Here is an 18,718-nt window from a genome sequence, read left to right on the forward strand (position 1 = left end):
TCCGCCATGCTCAAGTCCATTCCTTGTACGTTGATGCGCGGTGGCACTTCGAAAGGCCTGTACTTCAACGAGGCCGATCTTCCCGCCGATCGAGAACTGCGGGATCGTGTGCTGCTCGCGGCCATGGGGTCGCCCGACATTCGACAGATCGATGGCGTCGGCGGCGCGCATCCACTGACCAGCAAGGTGGCCGTGATTCGCCGCTCGAGCGTTTCGCATGCCGACGTCGACTATTTGTTCCTGCAAGTGGTCGTCGATAAAGCCGAGGTCAGCGACAGCCAGAACTGCGGCAACATTCTCGCAGGTGTCGGTCCCTGGGCCATCGATCATGGGTTGGTGCGGATTGCGGGCGATGTCACCCCCGTGCGCATTCACATGCTGAACACGGCCAGCATCGCGGTGGCTTACGTGCCGACGCCGAACGGTGCGGTTGAATACGAAGGCGATGCGCGCATCGACGGGGTTCCGGGAACGGCGGCGGCGATTCCGTTGGAGTTCCTCGATGTCGCCGGGTCGAGTTGCGGCGCGCTGTTACCGACCGGCTCCGCGGTCGATGAGATCGATGGCGTCTCGATCACCTGCATCGATAACGGCATGCCCGTCGTGATATTGCGCGCCGAGGACTTCGGCATCACCGGCGAGGAAACGCCCGAGCAGATCGAGAGCAATGCCACCTTGAAGCAGCGGATCGAGGCCATCCGGTTGGCGGTCGGTCCTCGCATGAATCTGGGCGACGTGACCAAGAAGACGGTGCCGAAGATGTGTCTGGTGTCGCCGCCGAAGCAGGGAGGCGCGATTTCGACACGCACCTTCATTCCGCATCGTGTGCACGAGTCTATCGGGGTGCTCGGCGCCGTCAGTGTTGCGACGGCCTGCGTCACGCCGGGTTCGGTTGCCGCGCAGGTCGCGAGGCTTGCTGGAAAGGGTTCGGCGCAGCGAGTCGACGTGGAGCATCCCACTGGCTTCTTTACAGTGGACATCGACGTCGCGGTGGCGGACGGCAAGGTGGAGGTGCGCCGCTCGGCGTTGTTGCGAACGGCGCGCAAGCTCATGAGCGGCGAAGTGTTCGTGCCGGGGCGCGTGTGGGGCGGATCATGAGCACGATCGAGCACATTTGCCTGCTCGGTTTTGGCGAAGTAGGGCAGATACTTGCGGCCGACTTTCAAGCAGCTGGCATCACTCAGGTCACGGCCTTCGACCTGCTCTTCAGCAATGCCGAGAGCGCATGCACTCGTGCAGCCCTTGCGGCGAATGTTCGTGTCGGGGCCAACGCAGCGGAGGCGGTCGCTACAGCAGATCTGGTGGTGAGTGCGGTGACGGCAGCGCAGGATGTGGACGCCGCGCGCTCCGTCGTTGGCGCCATGAAGCCGGGTGCCTATTTCCTCGACGTGAACTCGGTGTCGCCGGGTGTGAAGACACAGGCGGCAGCGCTGCTCGATGGCAGCGGCGCGCGCTTTGTCGAAGCGGCCATCATGTCTCCAATCGCTCCGAAGCGCGTCGGCTCGCCGATGTTGTTCGGAGGCAAGCACGCGCAGACCTTTTTGCCGTTGGCGCAGCAGCTTGGATTCAGCGGCGCTCGAGTGTTCTCGGATCAGATCGGCCGCGCCTCGGCCGCCAAGATGTGCCGCAGCGTCATGATAAAGGGCATGGAGGCGCTGCTCACCGAATCGTTGCTGTCGGCGCGCCACTATGGTGTCGAGTCGACCGTAGTCGATTCGCTGCGCAATTTGTTTCCTGGCACGGATTGGTCGACGCTGGCGCGATACATGATCTCGCGCTCGCTCATTCATGGCCGACGCCGAGCTGAAGAGATGCGCGAAGTCGCACAGACCGTGAGCGAAGCGGGGCTGGAGCCTCACATGAGCGCAGCCTGTGCGGAGCGTCAGGACTGGGCGGCCAGTTTCCGTGAGGCTGCCTCGGTCGACGAATTGGAAGCGATGCTGGACGCGGTGCTGAGTCGCGTCGATGCGGAGAAGACCTCATGCTGATTATCGACTGTCATGGTCATTACACGACCGCCCCCGATGCGCATCAGAAATTTCGGGATCAGCAGCTGGCAAAGATCAAGGATCCGCTGGCACCGACGCCGACGCCGGCCAGGATCAGCGACGACGAGATCCGGGAGACCATCGAGAAGAACCAGCTGAAGCTGCAGAAGCAGCGAGGCGCGGACATCACCATTTTCTCGCCACGCGCCTCAGCCATGGCGCATCACGTTGGCGACGAGGCGGTATCGCAGCAGTGGACGCGCGCATGTAACGATCTAATCAAGCGCGTCGTCGATCTGTACCCGCAGAACTTCGTCGGTGTGTGTCAGCTGCCGCAGTCGCCGGGGGTGCCGATCTCGCACTCGGTGCAGGAGCTTGAGCGCTCCGTGAAGGAGCTGGGTTTCATTGGCTGCAATTTGAATCCCGATCCGTCGGGCGGCCACTGGACGGCGCCGCCGCTGACCGACCGGCACTGGTATCCGTTCTACGAGAAGATGGTCGAGCTCGACGTGCCGGCCATGATCCATGTATCGGCCTCGTGCAACGCGAATTTTCACGCGACCGGCGCGCACTACATCAACGCCGACACGACGGCATTCATGCAGTTCATCGAAGGCAATCTGTTCAAGGATTTCCCGACGCTGCGCTTCATCATTCCGCACGGTGGCGGCGCGGTGCCGTATCACTGGGGGCGATATCGTGGCCTTGCGGACATGCTGAAGCGGCCGCCGCTCGCCGAGCACGTGATGAAGAATGTGTTCTTCGACACCTGCGTGTATCACCAGCCCGGCATCGACCTGCTGGTCAAAGTGATCGACATCGACAACATTCTGTTCGGCTCGGAAATGGTGGGTGCGGTGCGCGGCATCGATCCCGAGACGGGCAACTATTTTGACGACACCAAGCGTTACATCGACGCGTTGACTATTTCGGATGCGGACAAGCGCCGCATTTTTGCAGGCAATGCGCGCCGGGTATTCCCGCGCCTGGATGCGATCTTGAAGTCGCGCGGACAGTAGAGACAACGATGGCAGCGTTTCAAATGGACCGCGATTGGCTGGTCTTCCACCCATCGCCAAGCAAGCCGACGTTCCGGCCGCCGCCGGGCGCGGTGGATGCGCATTGTCACGTGTTTGGCCCGGGTGACATGTTTCCATACGCGCCGGAGCGCAAGTACACCCCGTGCGACGCCCCGAAGGAGAAGCTGTGGGAGTTGCGTGATTACCTCGGCTTCGAGCGCAATGTCATCGTGCAGGCGACTTGCCACGGCGCAGACAATCGCGCGCTCGTGGATGCGCTGAAGGCGTCCAATGACCGAGCGCGTGGCGTGGCCACGGTGAAGCATGACGTGACCGACGCCGAGTTGCAGGCACTCGATGCGGCGGGTGTCCGTGGCGTGCGTTTCAACTTCGTCAAGCGCTTGGTCGATACGACGCCGCGAGAGGTGCTGTACTCGATCGCCGAGCGCATCAAGCCGATGGGCTGGCACATCGTCATTTACTTCGAAGCGGCGGAGCTGCACGAGCTGTACGACTTTTTCACCTCCTTGCCAACCACGGTGGTCGTCGATCACATGGGACGCCCGGATGTCACCCAGCCGGTCGATGGACCCGAGTTCGAGCTGTTCGTGCGATTGATGCGTGACAACACCAATTTTTGGTCCAAGGTCAGCTGTCCCGAACGTCTGTCGAAGACCGGGCCGGAGGGCTATGACGACGTGGTGCCGTTTGCCAGGCGCATCGTCGAGACATTTCCGGATCGCGTGCTATGGGGAACCGACTGGCCGCATCCGAACATCAAGTCGCACATGCCGGATGACGGCAAGCTGGTCGATTTCATCCCGCGTATCGCACCCACTGCCGAGTTGCAGCGTAAGCTGCTGGTCGACAATCCGATGGCGCTGTACTGGAGTCGCTGAGATGGCGCTGGACAAACCGTACAAAGGCATTCCCGGCACGACCATTTTCGATGCCGAGCAGGCGCGTCAGGGCTATCACCTGAATCAGTTCTGCATGTCGCTGATGAAGGCGGAGAACCGCGAGCGATTCAAGGCGAACGAGCGCGCCTATCTGGATGAGTGGCCGATGAGCGAGGCACAGAAGCAGGCCGTGCTGGCGCGCGATCTGAATCGTTGCATCGAGCTGGGCGGCAATATTTATTTCCTCGCCAAGATCGGCGCCACCGACGGCAAGAGCTTCCAGTTCATGGCGGCGAGCATGACCGGCATGACTCAGGAGGAATACGCCAAGATGATGTTGCAAGGTGGCCGCACGCCCGGCAGTCCGGTACGCGATCCTCAGGAGAAGCGTTGATGGCCACGATCACTGCCAGTGTTTATACCTCGCACGTGCCGGCCATCGGTGCGGCCCTGGATCTGGGTAAAAGCGGTGAGGATTACTGGAAACCCTTGTTCGCCGGTTACGAGCCCTCCAAGGCCTGGTTCGAGGACCACCGGCCCGATGTGATCTTCCTGGTCTACAACGATCACGCGACCGCGTTCAGCCTGGACATGATTCCGACATTCGCCATCGGCTGCGCGTCCGAGTTCAAGCCGGCCGATGAAGGGTGGGGGCCGCGGCCGGTGCCGGTCGTCAAAGGTCATCCGGAACTGGCGGCGCACATTGCACACTCGGTGATCCAGGATGACTTCGATCTGACCATCGTCAATCGAATGGAGGTCGATCATGGCCTGACGGTGCCGCTGTCGCTGGTGTGCGGTCAGGTTGCTCAGTGGCCGTGTCCCGTCATTCCGTTCGCGGTGAATGTCGTGCAGTACCCGGTACCGTCGGGACGTCGTTGCTTCAATCTTGGCCGGGCGATTCGCAAAGCGGTCGCGCTCTACGACGAGCCGCTCAAGGTGCAGATCTGGGGCACCGGCGGCATGAGCCATCAGTTGCAAGGTCCGCGCGCCGGTCTGATCAATCGTGAGTGGGACAATCGGTTCCTCGATCGGCTGATCGCGGAGCCCGACAAGCTCGCCGATGTGCCGCACCTGGAGTACGTGCAGGAGGCCGGATCCGAAGGCATCGAGCTGGTGATGTGGCTGATCGCGCGAGGTGCGATGAGCGACCAGCCGCCGCGAGTGGCGCACCGCTTTTACCACGTGCCTGCCAGTAACACGGCCGTGGGTCATCTGATTCTGGAGAATTCGCAATGAGCACCCTCAAAGTTGCGCTCGCCGGCGCCGGTGCGTTCGGTGTCAAGCACCTCGAAGGCATTCGGAACATTCCGGACGTGCAGGTGACGTCGCTGGTGGGGCGCGAGCTGGACAAGACGCGAGAGGTCGCGAACAAGTTCTCCATTGGCCACGTGACGACGGAGTTGTCCGAGAGCCTGGCGCGACCGGATGTCGATGCAGTGATTCTGTGCACGCCGACGCAGATGCATGCGGCGCAGGCGCTGGCGTGCATGAAGGCGGGCAAGCACGTTCAAGTTGAAATCCCACTGGCTGATCGTTGGGAGGACGCGCAGGCCGTCGCCAATCTGCAGCAGCAGACGGGCCTGGTGTGCATGGTCGGTCATACCCGGCGCTTCAATCCGTCGCATCAGTGGTTGAACAAACGGCTGCGAGCCGGCGAGCTGAAGATTCAGCAGATGGATGTGCAGACGTACTTCTTCCGTCGCACCAACACGAATGCGTTGGGGCAGCCGCGGTCGTGGACGGATCACCTGCTGTGGCACCACGCGGCGCATACGGTGGATCTGTTCCGCTATCAGACCGGTGAAGAGGTCACCATTGCGCACGCGATTCAGGGGCCGAAGCATCCGCAGCTGGGCATCGCGATGGACATGTCGATCCAGCTGAAGACGAAGTCCGGAGCGATTTGCACCTTGTCGCTCTCGTTCAACAACGACGGTCCGCTGGGTACGTTCTTCCGGTACATCTGCGATCACGGTACTTACATTGCTCGCTACGATGATCTGGTGAATGGCCGGGAAGAGAAGATCGATGTGTCGCAGGTCGATGTATCGATGAACGGCATCGAGCTGCAGGATCGCGAGTTCTTCGCGGCCATTCGCCAACAGCGCGAGCCGAACTCGAGCGTGCATCAGGTGTTGGGGTGCTACCGCACCTTGCATGAGCTCGAGCAGCAGTTGCAGGCACAGGGATAGCTGGCGGTGCCATTCATCCGAGCTGCAGCGAGTGCCGCCTTCAAGGCGCCGAGCTCATGAACCAGCGAAAGCTTGCTAGCGACAGCGTGGCCGAGATCGGTCTCGGCTGCATGAATCTGAGCCACGCCTATGGCGTTCCGCCCGAGCCGGCGGTGGCCAAGGCGCTGCTTCATGCTGCGCTGGATCTCGGCATCGATCACTTCGATACGGCGGCCTTGTACGGCTTTGGCCGCAACGAAGCGCTGGTCGGCGAGACCTTGCAGCCTTTTCGGCAGCGTTTGTTCCTCGCCAGCAAGTGTGGAATGACGGGCGTCGATGGCAAGCGAGTCATCGACGGGCGGCCGGAGACTCTGCGGCAGACCTGCAAGGAAGCTCTGCAACGGCTGCGCACCGACGTGATCGATCTGTACTACCTGCACCGCTGGGACAAGCAGGTGCCGGTGGAGGAGAGCGTCGGCGCACTGGCCGATCTGGTGCGCGAAGGTCACATTCGTTCCATTGGGTTGTCCGAGGTGTCCGCCCAAACGCTTCGCAAGGCGCACGCGGTGCATCCGATCGCGGCGGTGCAGAGCGAATATTCATTGTGGACACGCAATCCTGAGATCGCGTTGTTGGACGCGTGTCGCGACCTCGGCATCGCGCTCGTCGCGTTCTCGCCCTTGGCGCGCGGGTTTCTGGCGAACGGCATTGCCGACCCACGGGATTTCGTCGAGAAAGACATCCGCCGAGCGATGCCGCGCTTCAATCCGCCGCACTTCGGGCGCAATCGCCAGTTGCTCGATCAGTTCAATCGTCTGGCCTGGGAGGCAGGCTGCACGCCCGCGCAGCTGGCGATAGCGTGGTTATTGGCGAAGGCGCCGTTCGTGTTGCCGATCGTCGGGACGACGTCGATTGCACACCTGAGAGAGGACGTGGCCGCGTCGACGATTCGCCTCGCGGCCGGCACCATCGAGGCAGTGGAACGATTGATCAATGCCGATACAGTCAGCGGAACGCGCTACCCGGCAGAAACACTGACCGAGATCGACACCGAAGTGACGCCGAACGCGGGCTGAGCAAGGTCGTCGGTCGCGTCAGTGCCCTAGTGATCTCGCAAGTGCAATCGACCTTGCTTGGTCCGATATGCCATCGGCGACACGCCGGTCCGCTGCGTGAAGAACCGCGAGAAGTACGCCGGGTCTGGAAATCCGCACGCCTCCGCGATCAACCCAACGCTCATGCCGGTGTAGAGCAGTGAGCGCTTTGCCTCCAACAATCGGCGCGCATTGAGCAGCGCGAGCGGTGAGCTCGCCGTACTTCGCACGCAGGCTTGTCGCAGCCGCTCTGAGCTGACGCATAAGCGTTTCGCATAGTCGGCCACCTTCAGCGTCGTCCGAAAGTTCTCTTCGACCAGCGATCGGTACTTCGAAGCAAGCACGGAGTCCGCACCGGTCTTGCTCTCCTTGTTCGGTAGCAACTGCAGTTTCCGGCGCAGCGCCGCCACCAGGATTCCGATCAGCAACGCCTCGGCTGCCGTGCGTCGACCCGGCAAGTTGCTGCGAAACTCCAGCATCAGCGCTTCAAACTTCGCGACCAGGGCCGCGCTGATGTCCGGCGGCAATGACATTGCATTCGCCTCCGACAGCACCGGCCGCAACTCCGCGTTTTCGTGAGCGATGCGCTCGATCAGCGCGCCCGAGGCAGTGAGAATCCAGCCATCGGTGCCGGGCTTGAAATCGAATCCGTGCACGCACGCCAGCGGCACCGAGATCAGCACGGCGTGATTGAACGAATGGATCTCACCCTCGGCGTGGAAGAAGCCGCCGCCGCGAGTGACGAGCAAGAAATGCTGCAAGTCCTGGTGGGCGTGGGGGCTGATTTTCCAATCGTGCAGGCGGCTGCGCTCGGCAATCGACTCGATGTGCAGAAAGCGCTCGTCGACGTCGTGAGTCGCCTCGCCGTACAGGAAATATTGGGGAATGCCACGTCGCGCCACACTGCGCTCCCAGACTGCGCCGACAACATCCTACCGCGTGCCGGTGCAGGCGGGTTGGGAAATATCCAATAAGTTGTGTTTTTTCTCCATCGTCACGCAATGCCCCGGCGCGGCATCTTGTCCGCGTTGTCAGGGGGACAAGCGTTGCGGTCACAAGTTGCGATCATCGGTGCGGGACCGGCGGGACTGTTGCTGGGTCAGCTGTTATATAAAGCGGGCATCGATGCCGTCATTCTCGAACAGCGCACGCCAGAATATGTATTGGGCCGCATCCGGGCCGGTGTGCTCGAGCAGGGCACGGTCGATATCCTAGATCTGGCCGGCGTCGGCGCGCGCCTGCATTCGCAGGCAATGACACACGACGGCGTCGAGATCGGCGCGAGCGGCCATCGTCACCGCATCGCCTTCAAGGATCTGGTCGGTAAAGTCGTTACGGTTTATGGCCAGACCGAAGTCACACGCGATCTGATGGAGGCGCGCGCCGCTTGTGACGCACCGTCCATCTATGAGGCCGAATCAGTCGAGCTGCACGACATCAGCAGCGCGCGGCCCTGGGTGACATTCGTTCACAAAGGCGTAAAGCAACGGCTGGATTGCGATTTCATCGCCGGCTGCGATGGCTATCACGGCGTCAGCCGACGTTCCATTCCGGCCGCAGCGCTGTCGCTTTTCGAACGCATCTATCCATTCGGCTGGCTGGGCGTGCTCGCCGATGTGCCGCCCGCCTGGGATGAGTTGATTTATGCGGACTCCGAGCGAGGGTTTGCGCTGGCCAGCATGCGATCGGAAACTCGCGTGCGTTGCTACGTGCAGTGCTCGCTCGATGACAAAGTCGAGCACTGGAGCGACGAGCAGTTCTGGGCCGAGTTCAAGCGGCGCGTGGGGGAGGATGTGGCCGCGCGCATGACCACCGGACCGTCCATCGAAAAGAGCATCGCGCCGCTGCGCAGCTTCGTGGCCGAGCCGATGCGCTATGGCCAGATGTTCCTTGCTGGCGACGCTGCCCACATCGTGCCGCCAACCGGCGCGAAGGGCTTGAATCTCGCCGCGAGCGATGTGTTTTATCTGTATGAAGCGCTGAGCGACTATTACAGGCGCGAGTCGCGTGCGGCCTTGGATCAGTACTCGGGGCGGGCACTGCGCCGGGTGTGGCAGGCAGTGCGCTTCAGCTGGTGGATGACCTCGCTGCTGCATCGATTCCCTGGCGAAGACCCTTTCTTCGGGCGAATTCGCGGCAGCGAGCTGGATTATCTGTTCAGGTCTGACGCCGCTCAGCGCTCCTTGGCCGAGAACTACGTCGGCTTGCCGCTGTAGTCGGGTCCATGAACAGCTCCGCTACCACCGAGCGGAGCCAACGATTCGCGGCGTCGCGCTGCAATCGTGCGTGCCAATGCTGGCGAATGATGCGTGGCTTGGCTTTGAAGGGCGGCTTCACCAACCTGATGTCCGCCAGTTTCGCCAGGCCCTCGCCGATCGCATAGGGCACCGTAAAAATCAGATCGGACTGCATGAGGATGGTGGGCACGGCCAGGAAGTGCTCGATGCGTACCGAAATCCTTCTGGTCAGACCCTGCGCCTGCAGCTCCGCCTCCAGCGAATCGTTCATGTGCCCGGCCGGATGCACGACCCCGTGCAGGCCATCGAGAAATTGCCGGCGTGTCATTTCGTTCTTGAGGGTCGGATGGTCGGCTCGTACCAGGCAGACGAACGAGTGCGAGAACAGCCGTTGTTGAAACAGTGCCGCGCTGTCCAGATCGGGGAAATGTCCAAGCGCGATATCCACTTCCCCCGAGCGCAGGGCCGGCTCCAATAACGGCGCCGGCAGGTTCACCGTGCGCAGCTGCAGCCCCGGCGCGATTTTGTTCAAGCGAGCCAGGATGCGCGGCAGGAAGACCAGCTCGCCAATATCCTGCATGTTGAACGTGACTGAACGCTGCTCGGTCGAGGGGTCGAAGGTCGGCTGTTGCAGCAGGTCGGTGCGGATCCGCTCCAGGATCGCCTCCAGCGGCGCGCTCATGCTCTCGGCATAGGGCGTGGGGTGAATGCCCCGCGAGGTGCGCACGAACAGCGGCTCGCCAAACATTTTTCTCAGCCGATTCAACGCAAAACTGGTCGCCGGCTGGCTCATTTTCAGGGCACGCGCGGCGCCGCTCACACTGCGATTGCGCAGCAGGGCGTCGAACACCACGAGCAGGTTCAGATCGACATCGGCGATATCCATGGTGCTTATATCTTATATACCTGTCACCGCTCTTTCCAAATGAGCGTGATGCAGGCGAAATCGCCCTCACAGCTGTCACCAGCGACTCGAATCAGGGGGTTCCACCGTGTCATCGTCCAGCGTCGCGCGTGTCGAGCGCGACGGCGAGCTTGCGCTAGTCATCGTCAACAATCCGCCGGTCAACACCATCACCGCGGAGGTCCGGACGGGGCTGAAACAGGCCCTGCAGCAGATCCAGGCCAGCACCGAGGTGCGTGGCGTGCTGCTGCTGTGTGAGGGCAGCACGTTCTTCTCCGGCGCCGACATCGGCGAGTTCAGCGGTCCGCCCAAGGAAGAGGAATATCGAGAGCTCTTCAACGGCTACGAGGCGCTGAGCGTTCCCGTCGTCGCGGCCATGCACGGCACCGTCATGGGGGGAGGGTTGGAGATCGCGCTCGCCTGTCATTACCGAGTTGCAGCCACTGGTACACGCTTCGGCATGCCGGAAGTGACATTGGGCATCATCCCTGGCGGCGGTGGCACGCAGCGCATGCCACGTCTGATCGGGGCCGACCAGGCGCTGGAAATGATCGTGACCGCGCGTCCTGTGGATGCCGCCAAAGGCCGCGAGCTCGGCTTCATCGATGCGATCATCGAAGGCGACCTGCGGGCCGGTGCGATCACGTATCTTCGCTCGCTGATCGGTGCGGGCAAAGGTCCACGCCGCACTGGTGAGATGACCGTGCCGGCGGCGAGTGCGACTGCCGAGGCGTTTGAACGCGCGCGTGCCCAGGCGCGCAAACTCTATCCGAATCGCATTGCTGCTCAGGTCGCGGTCGACGTCGTGCAGGCGGCGATGCGGATGTCGTTTCAGCAAGGTTTGGAGTACGAGACCCAGCGCGTCAACGAGTGCAAGGAGAGTGTCGAGTCCAAGGGCGCGGTGCACGTGTTCTTCGCTGAGCGCGAGACGCGTCGCATCCCGGGCTTGTCAGACAGCGTGAGGGCGCGACCGGTCAAGAGCGCCGGCGTCATCGGCGCCGGAACGATGGGCGGCGGTATTGCGATCTGTTTCGCGAACGCCGGCATGAAAGTCACGTTGCTCGACGCCAACGAGCAAGCCTTGGCCAAAGGTCTGGCGAATCTCGACAAAATTTATCAATCGATGGTGGATCGGGGCCGCCTGAGCGCCGAGGACAAGGCCAGGCGTATGGCGCTGATCGGCACGTCGCTGTCGTATGACTCGCTGCAGGATGCGGATGTGATCATCGAGGCGGTGTTCGAGAACCTCGATCTCAAGCGCTGCATCTTCCGCGAGCTCGATCGTGTCGCGAAGCCGGGTGCGGTGCTTGCGACCAACACCTCGACGCTGGACATCGCTCAGATTGCCGATGTTACCCAACGGCCGCAGGACGTGATCGGCATGCATTTCTTCTCGCCGGCGAACGTCATGCCGCTGCTCGAAGTGGTGCGCACGGCCAAGACGTCGGACGAGACGATTCGTACCGTGATGGATCTCGCCAAGCCGCTGCGCAAGACGCCGGTGCTGGCGAAGGTCTGCTACGGCTTCATCGGCAATCGCATGATGGAAGGCTATGCCCGCGAAGCCGAGCGCATGGTCTTGGAAGGCGCCACGCCGCGTCAGGTCGACTCGGCGCTGGAACACTGGGGCATGGCGATGGGCATTCTCGCTGTGTTCGACATGGCGGGCATCGATGTCGGCGTGAACGTGCACAAGGCGAATGCCGAGCAGTTCCCGCCCGATCCGGCTTACTATCAGGCGGACTTCGCGTTGCATGACGCCGGGCGCCTTGGTCAGAAGAACGGCAAAGGTTACTACCGCTATGAGCCGGGCGATCGTTCGCGCTACGACGATCCGGAAGCGATCGAGATCATCGCCGAACGCGCGCGACAGCTGCAGGTCCCGCAGCATCAGCACACGCAGGAGGAGATCATCGAGCGTTGTTTGTATCCGCTGCTCAACGAAGGTCTGCGCATTCTGGGTGAAGGCGTGGCGCTGCGAGCGTCGGATATCGACGTGGTTTGGGCTGCGGGCTACGGCTTCCCGCGCTATCGTGGCGGGCCGATGTTCTACGCCGAGACCCTCGGTTTGGACGTGCTGCTGGCAGGCATGCGTAGATACCAGGACATTTTCGGTCCGATGCATTGGCAGCCGGCGCCGCTGCTGCTGGAGTTGGTAGAGCGTGGGCTCACCATCGCGCAATGGGAGTCGCTGCAGGGGCAAGCGCAGCAGTCAGGAGCGGCACGATGAATATCGATGACCTGATCGCCATTGACGTGCACACGCACGCCGAAGTCTCGTGCCGGCAAGAGCCGGACGAAGCATGGAAGCCGTTCGAGGCCGCGTCGGCCAAGTACTTCAAAGCCGGCAAGCGGCCCAACATCCACGAGACCATTGCGTACTATCGCGAGCGCAAGATCGGTCTGGTGATGTTCACCGTCGACTCGGAGTTCCAGATCGGCGCCAAGCGCATCCCCAACGAGGAAGTGGCGGATGCCGCGCGCGAGAACAGCGACATCATGATGGCGTTCGCCAGCATCGATCCGCACAAGGGCAAGATGGGAGTGCGCGAGGCGCGTGCGCTGATCAAAGACGGCGTCATCAAGGGTTTCAAGTTCCATCCGACGCTGCAGGGGTTCTTCCCGAACGATCGTCTGGCGTATCAGCTGTACGAAGTCATCGCCGAACACCGGTTGCCGGCGATCTTCCACAGCGGCCACTCAGGCATGGGGACGGGCATGCCGGGCGGCGGCGGCCTGCGCTTGAAATATTCCAATCCCATCCACCTCGACGACGTGGCGGCTGACTTCCCGGACATGACCGTCATCATCGCTCATCCGTCCTGGCCATGGCAGGACGAGGCGCTGTCGGTGTGTCTGCACAAGCCCAATGTCTACATCGATCTGTCGGGCTGGTCGCCGAAATATTTTCCGCCGCAACTGGTGCAGTATGCGAACACCCAGCTCAAGACCAAGATGCTGTTCGGCTCGGACTATCCCTTGATCAGCCCGGATCGCTGGATCAAGGATTTCAAGGAAGCGGGCTTCAAGCCCGAGGTGCACGATCTGATCTTGAAACAGAACGCGATCCGCGCTCTGCGGTTGGCGTCATCGGATTGACGCACGTGGCCACGCAAGCTCAACCCTTGCCCGGTCAATTGTCATGGACGGCGGACCCGTTCCACACTGAAGTGGAGCGACGTGCAGATGGCACGTTGTATCTGCGCCCCGTGGAGGCGCTGTCGGCATTTCCGGAACGGCTGCTGGATTCGCTGGAGTACTGGGCGAAGATGGCGCCACAGCGTGTGCTGGTTGCTCGCCGAGTTGCAGGCGGTGAGTGGCAGGCCGTCACCTATCAGCAAATGCTGACGCGCGTGCGACGGATTGCAGCGGGCTTGCTGACGCGTGATCTTTCCATTGAGCGTCCCATCGCGATTCTCTCCGGCAACAGCATCGAGCACTTGACGCTCGCGTTCGCGGCGATGTGGGCGGGAATAGCTTATTGCCCGGTGTCGCCGTCGTATTCGCAAGTCTCCACGGATCTGCAAAAGCTGCAGTACGTCTTGGATCTGTTGACGCCGGGGCTGGTCGCCGCATTCGACACACCGGCGTTCGCTCGAGCCCTGCAACTGCTGCCGGATTCGATCGAGGTGGTGGGCGATGCCGATACTGACGATCGAAAAGTGACCTTGCTCGATGCATTGGCAGTCGAGCCGACTGCGGCACTCGAGGCCGCCCATGCACGCACCAACGCCGACACCATCGCGAAGTTTCTGCTGACCTCCGGCTCGACGGGGCAGCCCAAGGCGGTCATCACCTCCAATCGCATGTTGTGTAGCAATGCGCACATGCTCAGGCAGCCCATGCCGTTCCTGGTCGATGAGCCGCCGGTGATCGTCGACTGGTTGCCCTGGAATCACACGTTCGGAGGCAGTCACAATGTTGGCTTGGTGCTCAGCAATGGCGGCTCGCTCTACATCGATGATGGCAGGCCGACGCCGGCGGGTATTCGGGAAACTTTGCGCAATCTGCGCGAGATCGCGCCCACGGTGTATTTCAATGTGCCGAAGGGCTTCGAGATGCTAGCGCATCATTTGCGTGAGGATGCGCAGCTTCGTCGTAACTTCTATAGCCGGCTGCGTGCGTACTTCTTTGGAGGTGCTGCGCTTGCCCAACACACCTGGGATGCGCTGGATGAGGCGGCATTGAAGGAGGTCGGCGTACGCATTCCCATGCTCGCCGGGCTGGGCGCGACCGAGACGGGGCCTTCCGTGACGTTCACGACGCCTGCTGCCGGACGCGCCGGTGTCATCGGCCTGCCTGCAAAAGGCAATCTCGTGAAGCTTGCGCCGGTGGCAGAGAAGCTCGAACTGCGCGTGCGTGGGCCGAACGTCACTCCCGGTTATTGGCGCCACCCCGAGCTGACCGCAGCGGCTTTCGATGAGGAACAGTTCTATCGGCTCGGCGATGCGGTCCGCCTGCTCGATGACAGTGACCCAACCCGTGGCCTGGCGTTCGATGGCCGCATCGGCGAGGACTTCAAACTGTCCAATGGCACGTGGGTCAGCGTCGGACCGTTGCGAGCGGAGTTGATCGCCGCGCTGACTCCGTTGGCCCAGGACGTGGTGATCGCCGGGCTCAACGCCGAGTATCTTGCGATCTTGATCATTCCCGACCTGCGCGGTTGCGCGCAGGTGTCAGGCATGGGTGAGAGTCCCAGCTACGATGCTGTCGTTGCGAATCGCGACTTGCTGGCCACGATCCAGCAGCGACTTTCGGCGCACGCCAGGCAGAATCCGGCCAGCACTCGCTGCGTGCGCCGGGCCATGCTGCTGCCGACGCCGCCGTCGCTCGACCAGGGAGAAATCACCGATAAGGGATCGATCAATCAGCGCGCGGTGCTGAGTCATCGCGCGGCCTGTGTCGATGCGCTGTATGCGGCGATACCGCCGCCAGAAGTGGCACCGATCGAATAACGGCGCACCGTTAGTAAAACGCCGGGGAGTGAAGGGGGACAGATGAACACTCAACCACCATTTCGGGCTGACCACGTCGGCAGCCTGCTGCGTCCCAAAGAGCTGCGCGAAGCTCGACTGCAGTTCAAGCGCGGCGAGATCGACGCAGCGACCCTGCAACTCGTCGAGGACGAGGCGATCCGCAACGTCGTTCGAATGCAGCAGGACATCGGCCTGCAAGGCATCAGCGACGGCGAGTTTCGCCGCTCCTCCTGGCACATGGATTTTTTGTACCAGCTCGGCGGCGTGCAGAAGGTCGACAGCAATCTCACTGTCCATTTCCATACCGACAAGGGCGATGTCGATTTCACGCCGTCCGGCTTGCGGGTGATCGACAAGCTGCGGTTGGAGAAATGCATCTTCGGCGATCACTTCGAGTTTCTGCGCAATGCTGTCACGCGCGGCACGCCGAAGCTGACCATTCCATCGCCGAGCATGATCCACTATCGCGGCGGTCGTGCGGCCGTCGATACGAAGGCGTATCCGCAGATGGATGCGTTCTGGACCGACCTGGGGGCCGCTTACGCCGACGAGCTGGCGGAGCTGGGCAAACGAGGCTGCACGTACTTGCAGCTCGACGACACCAGCCTTGCCTATTTGAACGATCCGAAGCAACGCGACTATGTGCGGAGCATCGGCGGCGATCCGGATGCGCAGCATCGGGTTTACATTCAGAACATCAATCGCGCGTTGTCGAAGAAACCCGCTGGCATGCGCGTCTGCACGCATCTGTGCCGGGGCAATTTCCGTTCGGGCTGGGCCGCCTCGGGCGGCTACGATCACGTCGCCGAAGCGCTGTTCAACGAGCTCAACGTCGACGGCTTCTTCCTGGAGTACGACGATGAGCGCTCCGGCGGCTTCGAGCCGTTGCGTTTCGTGCCCAAGGGCAAGTTCGTGGTGCTGGGCCTGGTCACGACCAAGCGCGCGGCACTGGAGCGCAAGGACGACTTGAAGCGCCGGATCGAGCAGGCGGCACGCTTCGTGCCATTGGAGCAGCTGTGCCTGAGCCCACAGTGCGGTTTCTCATCCACCGAGGAGGGCAACGAGCTGACCGTCGATGAGCAGATCGCCAAGTTGCGATTGATCGTCGAGACGGCGCGCGAGGTCTGGGGATGAGCGGCACGGTCGAATGGTCCGCGCGCGCCAAGTTCCAGTGGCGCGTACTGGCGCCCATCGTATTGCTGATCATGCTGAGCTCGCTGGACCGGGTGAACATCAGTTTCGCGGCCCTGCAGATGAACGCCGATCTGGGCATCGATCCGCACGCTTACGGGCTTGCGGTCGGCATGTTCTTCGTCGGCTACTTGCTGTTTCAGTTCCCCAGCACCTGGGTGCTGACACGCATCGGCGCGCGTCGCTGGATCGCCGGCTGTGTGGGAATTTGGGGAACGGTGGCGGCGCTGATGGCCTTCGTGCGCAACGTCGAGGAGCTGTTCGCTCTGCGCTTTCTCTTGGGATGTGCCGAAGCGGGCTTTGCACCCGGCATCGTCTACTACTGCAGTGGCTGGATGCCGCAGCGGTATCGAGCCAACTCCATTGCTGTGACCATGCTCGCCATTCCCGCATCCGTGATCATCGGCGGACCGCTGTGTGGCTGGCTGATGGGGGTAAGTAACCCGCTGGAGCTGCCAGGCTGGCGTTGGATGCTGCTCATCGAGGGTCTGGTGACTGTCGCGATGGCAGGGGTCGCCTATTTCATCTTCGTCGACAAGCCCAGCGATGCGCCTTGGTTGAGCGACGCGGAGAAAGACTGGATCGCGCGCGCGCTGGCCGATGAGCAGAAAGAGGCAGGCGCGCGGGTGCAGTCTTCCATCAAGACGGCACTCTTCGATCCGCGCGCCTGGCTGGCGGCGGGCGTGTGGTGTACGACCCTGATCGGCGCCAACGGCATGATGTTCTGGTTGCCACAGGTGATCAAATCGATGTCCTCGCTCAGCCCGCTGGCGGTCGGCGCGCTGGCCGCGTTGCCATGGGTTGGCGTTGCGCTCGGCATGGTGTTGAACTCGTGGCACTCGGATAAGACGCAGGAGCGCTATCGGCACTTGGGCATTGCGTTGGCGATGGGCATGGTCGCGTTGCTACTGGCTTCGGCGATACCGCCGAGTCCGTGGTCTTTATTGCTGCTGTTCGTCGGTGGCGTCGGATTGGGAGGCGCTCAAGGCGTGTTCTGGTCGATCCCAACAGGATTCCTGCATCGATCGGCCGCCGCGGCCGGCATCACGCTGATCAACCTGGTGGGGAATGTCGGCAGTCTCGCCGGGCCGTACGTCATCGGCATCATTCTCCAGCACAGCGGCTCGTTCTCGGCGCCGATCTGGTTCGTGGCCGCGGTCATGGGTGCAGGCACGCTGTTGCTCGCCTCGTTGCGCTTCAGTGAGAGGAGGGCGATCCGTGGATAGCCGACGGCTCAAATATTTCGTGCAGATCGTGGACAGTGGCAGCATCACGCGCGCTGCCGCCGTCACCGGCATCGCCCAGCCGGCGTTGAGCCAGCAACTGGCGGTGCTCGAGAACGAGCTCAAGGTGAAGTTGCTCGACCGTTCGGTGTCCGGCGTGACACCGACACCTGCTGGCAAGATTCTGTACGCCCATGCACAGACCATTCTCCGACAGGTCGAAGACATGCGACATGCCGTGCATCGGGAAGAATGCAAGCCGCTGTCAGGCGCAGTAAAAAAAATCTCGGCATGTCGCCGACCATGGTGCCTCGCTTTGCCTTGCCGCTGATCGAGAAGGTCTGCAGCCAGCATCCAGAGATGCATCTGCAGATTCGGGAAGAAGGCAGTGCGGTGTTGCACGAGTTGCTGATCAACGGACGCATCGAGCTGTCGATCTCTCCGACGCGTCCGGACAACGATCTGATCGTCGGTGCAGAGTTGCTGAGCGATCCGTTGATGTTGATGTATCCAGGCAGCTGGAGCATCGGCAATGACGCGCCGCTGGAGGATCTGGCTGCATTGCCCTGGATCGTGCCACGGCGTCCGCATTCGATTCGAGCGGTCGTCGATGGTGTGTTCGCCGCGGCCAGTCTGTCGCCGTATGTCGTCGTCGAACTCGACTCGCTGCAGAACGTCATCGAAACGGTACGGCGTGGCCTGGGCGTAGCCGCCATGGTAACTGATGCAGTCAAGCCCGATCTGGATGCGGGCACGGTGAAATGCCGGCCGCTCGGCAATGTTTCGCCGATGCGTCCGATGTTCCTGGCACACCGGCGCACTCCCGCCTTGTCGCGGCCGGCTCAGTTCGTCTATGACGTGCTGCGCGAAATCGCGTCGGATCTGCGCGTGGATGAGCCGCAAAAGATCGAGCAACCAGCGACGCATTAGGCATTGCTCGAGACATCGACGTGGCTTATGCCATCAGTCAAATTCGGTGTTACTCCTGTAGCGAGGAAGCTATCTAAACTCGC

18 protein-coding genes are annotated in these 18,718 nt (G+C 62.1%); 16 read left to right on the forward strand and 2 right to left on the reverse strand.

The window, feature by feature from the left end; translation table 11 throughout:
• Nucleotides 1-6 precede the first annotated feature (6 nt).
• Genes D0550_RS12995 through D0550_RS13030 form a run of 8 tightly spaced genes read left to right on the forward strand, consistent with a single transcriptional unit; the run spans nucleotide 7 to nucleotide 7,156 of the window.
• On the forward strand, nucleotides 7-1,098 hold the full coding sequence (locus D0550_RS12995; protein ID WP_116809622.1) for a 4-oxalomesaconate tautomerase: 1,092 nt from the start codon (nucleotides 7-9) through the stop codon (nucleotides 1,096-1,098).
• Entirely contained in the window at nucleotides 1,095-1,988 is an 894-nt protein-coding gene (locus tag D0550_RS13000) for an NAD(P)-dependent oxidoreductase (RefSeq protein ID WP_116809623.1), read from the forward strand. The genes D0550_RS12995 and D0550_RS13000 overlap by 4 nt, the downstream gene beginning before the upstream one ends.
• Nucleotides 1,985-3,007, forward strand: coding sequence for an amidohydrolase family protein (locus D0550_RS13005; protein WP_116809730.1), 1,023 nt, complete (start codon nucleotides 1,985-1,987; stop codon nucleotides 3,005-3,007). The genes D0550_RS13000 and D0550_RS13005 overlap by 4 nt, the downstream gene beginning before the upstream one ends.
• Before the next feature lie 8 nt (nucleotides 3,008-3,015).
• Nucleotides 3,016-3,906: an amidohydrolase family protein gene (locus tag D0550_RS13010; protein ID WP_116809624.1), complete on the forward strand. Its 891-nt coding sequence runs from the start codon at nucleotides 3,016-3,018 to the stop codon at nucleotides 3,904-3,906.
• Between the two features lies 1 nt (nucleotide 3,907).
• Entirely contained in the window at nucleotides 3,908-4,300 is a 393-nt protein-coding gene (ligA, locus tag D0550_RS13015) for a protocatechuate 4,5-dioxygenase subunit alpha (protein WP_116809625.1), read from the forward strand.
• Nucleotides 4,300-5,145 carry a class III extradiol dioxygenase subunit beta gene (locus D0550_RS13020; RefSeq protein ID WP_116809626.1) on the forward strand — a complete coding sequence of 282 codons (846 nt, stop codon included), beginning with the start codon at nucleotides 4,300-4,302 and terminating at the stop codon, nucleotides 5,143-5,145. The genes ligA and D0550_RS13020 overlap by 1 nt, the downstream gene beginning before the upstream one ends.
• Nucleotides 5,142-6,101, forward strand: coding sequence for a Gfo/Idh/MocA family oxidoreductase (locus D0550_RS13025; RefSeq protein ID WP_116809627.1), 960 nt, complete (start codon nucleotides 5,142-5,144; stop codon nucleotides 6,099-6,101). Before D0550_RS13020 ends, D0550_RS13025 begins: the two co-directional genes overlap by 4 nt.
• 56 nt (nucleotides 6,102-6,157) lie before the next feature.
• Complete coding sequence (locus D0550_RS13030; protein ID WP_116809628.1) at nucleotides 6,158-7,156, forward strand: aldo/keto reductase; 999 nt, start codon at nucleotides 6,158-6,160, stop codon at nucleotides 7,154-7,156.
• Between the two features lie 26 nt (nucleotides 7,157-7,182).
• On the opposite strand, the gene D0550_RS13035 is transcribed toward D0550_RS13030, so the two are convergent.
• A complete protein-coding gene (locus tag D0550_RS13035) occupies nucleotides 7,183-8,076 on the reverse strand; it encodes a helix-turn-helix domain-containing protein (RefSeq protein WP_116809629.1) in 894 nt (297 codons plus the stop codon).
• A 144-nt stretch (nucleotides 8,077-8,220) separates the two neighbouring features.
• Between D0550_RS13035 and pobA the strand changes: the two genes are divergently transcribed.
• Nucleotides 8,221-9,390, forward strand: coding sequence for a 4-hydroxybenzoate 3-monooxygenase (gene pobA / locus D0550_RS13040; protein WP_116809731.1), 1,170 nt, complete (start codon nucleotides 8,221-8,223; stop codon nucleotides 9,388-9,390).
• Here the strand turns inward: pobA and D0550_RS13045 are convergent.
• Nucleotides 9,332-10,297, reverse strand: a complete 966-nt coding sequence (locus D0550_RS13045; RefSeq protein WP_116809630.1) for a LysR family transcriptional regulator — start codon at nucleotides 10,295-10,297, stop codon at nucleotides 9,332-9,334. The two genes, pobA and D0550_RS13045, sit on opposite strands and share 59 nt — an antisense overlap.
• 106 nt (nucleotides 10,298-10,403) lie before the next feature.
• Here D0550_RS13045 and D0550_RS13050 point away from each other — a divergent pair, with 106 nt between their 5' ends.
• Genes D0550_RS13050 through D0550_RS13080 form a run of 7 tightly spaced genes read left to right on the forward strand, consistent with a single transcriptional unit; the run spans nucleotide 10,404 to nucleotide 18,635 of the window.
• Nucleotides 10,404-12,545 (forward strand): 3-hydroxyacyl-CoA dehydrogenase NAD-binding domain-containing protein, encoded by a 2,142-nt coding sequence (locus tag D0550_RS13050; protein ID WP_116809631.1) that lies wholly within the window; start codon nucleotides 10,404-10,406, stop codon nucleotides 12,543-12,545.
• On the forward strand, nucleotides 12,542-13,414 hold the full coding sequence (locus D0550_RS13055; RefSeq protein ID WP_116809632.1) for an amidohydrolase family protein: 873 nt from the start codon (nucleotides 12,542-12,544) through the stop codon (nucleotides 13,412-13,414). The genes D0550_RS13050 and D0550_RS13055 overlap by 4 nt, the downstream gene beginning before the upstream one ends.
• Nucleotides 13,415-13,419: 5 nt before the next feature.
• Nucleotides 13,420-15,270 carry a feruloyl-CoA synthase gene (locus D0550_RS13060; RefSeq protein WP_170134671.1) on the forward strand — a complete coding sequence of 617 codons (1,851 nt, stop codon included), beginning with the start codon at nucleotides 13,420-13,422 and terminating at the stop codon, nucleotides 15,268-15,270.
• Nucleotides 15,271-15,312: 42 nt separating this feature from the next.
• Nucleotides 15,313-16,425: a 5-methyltetrahydropteroyltriglutamate--homocysteine S-methyltransferase gene (locus D0550_RS13065; protein WP_116809633.1), complete on the forward strand. Its 1,113-nt coding sequence runs from the start codon at nucleotides 15,313-15,315 to the stop codon at nucleotides 16,423-16,425.
• Nucleotides 16,422-17,708, forward strand: a complete 1,287-nt coding sequence (locus D0550_RS13070; RefSeq protein ID WP_116809634.1) for an MFS transporter — start codon at nucleotides 16,422-16,424, stop codon at nucleotides 17,706-17,708. The genes D0550_RS13065 and D0550_RS13070 overlap by 4 nt, the downstream gene beginning before the upstream one ends.
• Nucleotides 17,701-18,036, forward strand: a complete 336-nt coding sequence (locus D0550_RS13075; RefSeq protein ID WP_116809733.1) for a LysR family transcriptional regulator — start codon at nucleotides 17,701-17,703, stop codon at nucleotides 18,034-18,036. The genes D0550_RS13070 and D0550_RS13075 overlap by 8 nt, the downstream gene beginning before the upstream one ends.
• Nucleotides 17,997-18,635 carry a LysR substrate-binding domain-containing protein gene (locus tag D0550_RS13080; protein ID WP_161965804.1) on the forward strand — a complete coding sequence of 213 codons (639 nt, stop codon included), beginning with the start codon at nucleotides 17,997-17,999 and terminating at the stop codon, nucleotides 18,633-18,635. The genes D0550_RS13075 and D0550_RS13080 overlap by 40 nt, the downstream gene beginning before the upstream one ends.
• The last annotated feature ends 83 nt before the right edge of the window (nucleotides 18,636-18,718 follow it).

The sequence above is a fragment of the Steroidobacter cummioxidans genome (assembly GCF_003104955.1).

Bases quoted from the DNA above. Each gene is read 5' to 3' on its own strand.
- D0550_RS13000 (WP_116809623.1), top strand. From the start codon at position 1,095: ATGAGCACGATCGAGCACATTTGCCTGCTCGGTTTTGGCGAAGTAGGG.
- D0550_RS13080 (WP_161965804.1), top strand. From the start codon at position 17,997: ATGTCGCCGACCATGGTGCCTCGCTTTGCCTTGCCGCTGATCGAGAAG.
- D0550_RS13020 (WP_116809626.1), top strand. From the start codon at position 4,300: ATGGCCACGATCACTGCCAGTGTTTATACCTCGCACGTGCCGGCCATC.
- D0550_RS13045 (WP_116809630.1), bottom strand. From the start codon at position 10,297: ATGGATATCGCCGATGTCGATCTGAACCTGCTCGTGGTGTTCGACGCC.
- D0550_RS13030 (WP_116809628.1), top strand. From the start codon at position 6,158: ATGAACCAGCGAAAGCTTGCTAGCGACAGCGTGGCCGAGATCGGTCTC.
- D0550_RS12995 (WP_116809622.1), top strand. From the start codon at position 7: ATGCTCAAGTCCATTCCTTGTACGTTGATGCGCGGTGGCACTTCGAAA.
- D0550_RS13025 (WP_116809627.1), top strand. From the start codon at position 5,142: ATGAGCACCCTCAAAGTTGCGCTCGCCGGCGCCGGTGCGTTCGGTGTC.
- D0550_RS13070 (WP_116809634.1), top strand. From the start codon at position 16,422: ATGAGCGGCACGGTCGAATGGTCCGCGCGCGCCAAGTTCCAGTGGCGC.
- ligA (WP_116809625.1), top strand. From the start codon at position 3,908: ATGGCGCTGGACAAACCGTACAAAGGCATTCCCGGCACGACCATTTTC.
- D0550_RS13010 (WP_116809624.1), top strand. From the start codon at position 3,016: ATGGCAGCGTTTCAAATGGACCGCGATTGGCTGGTCTTCCACCCATCG.
- D0550_RS13065 (WP_116809633.1), top strand. From the start codon at position 15,313: ATGAACACTCAACCACCATTTCGGGCTGACCACGTCGGCAGCCTGCTG.
- D0550_RS13055 (WP_116809632.1), top strand. From the start codon at position 12,542: ATGAATATCGATGACCTGATCGCCATTGACGTGCACACGCACGCCGAA.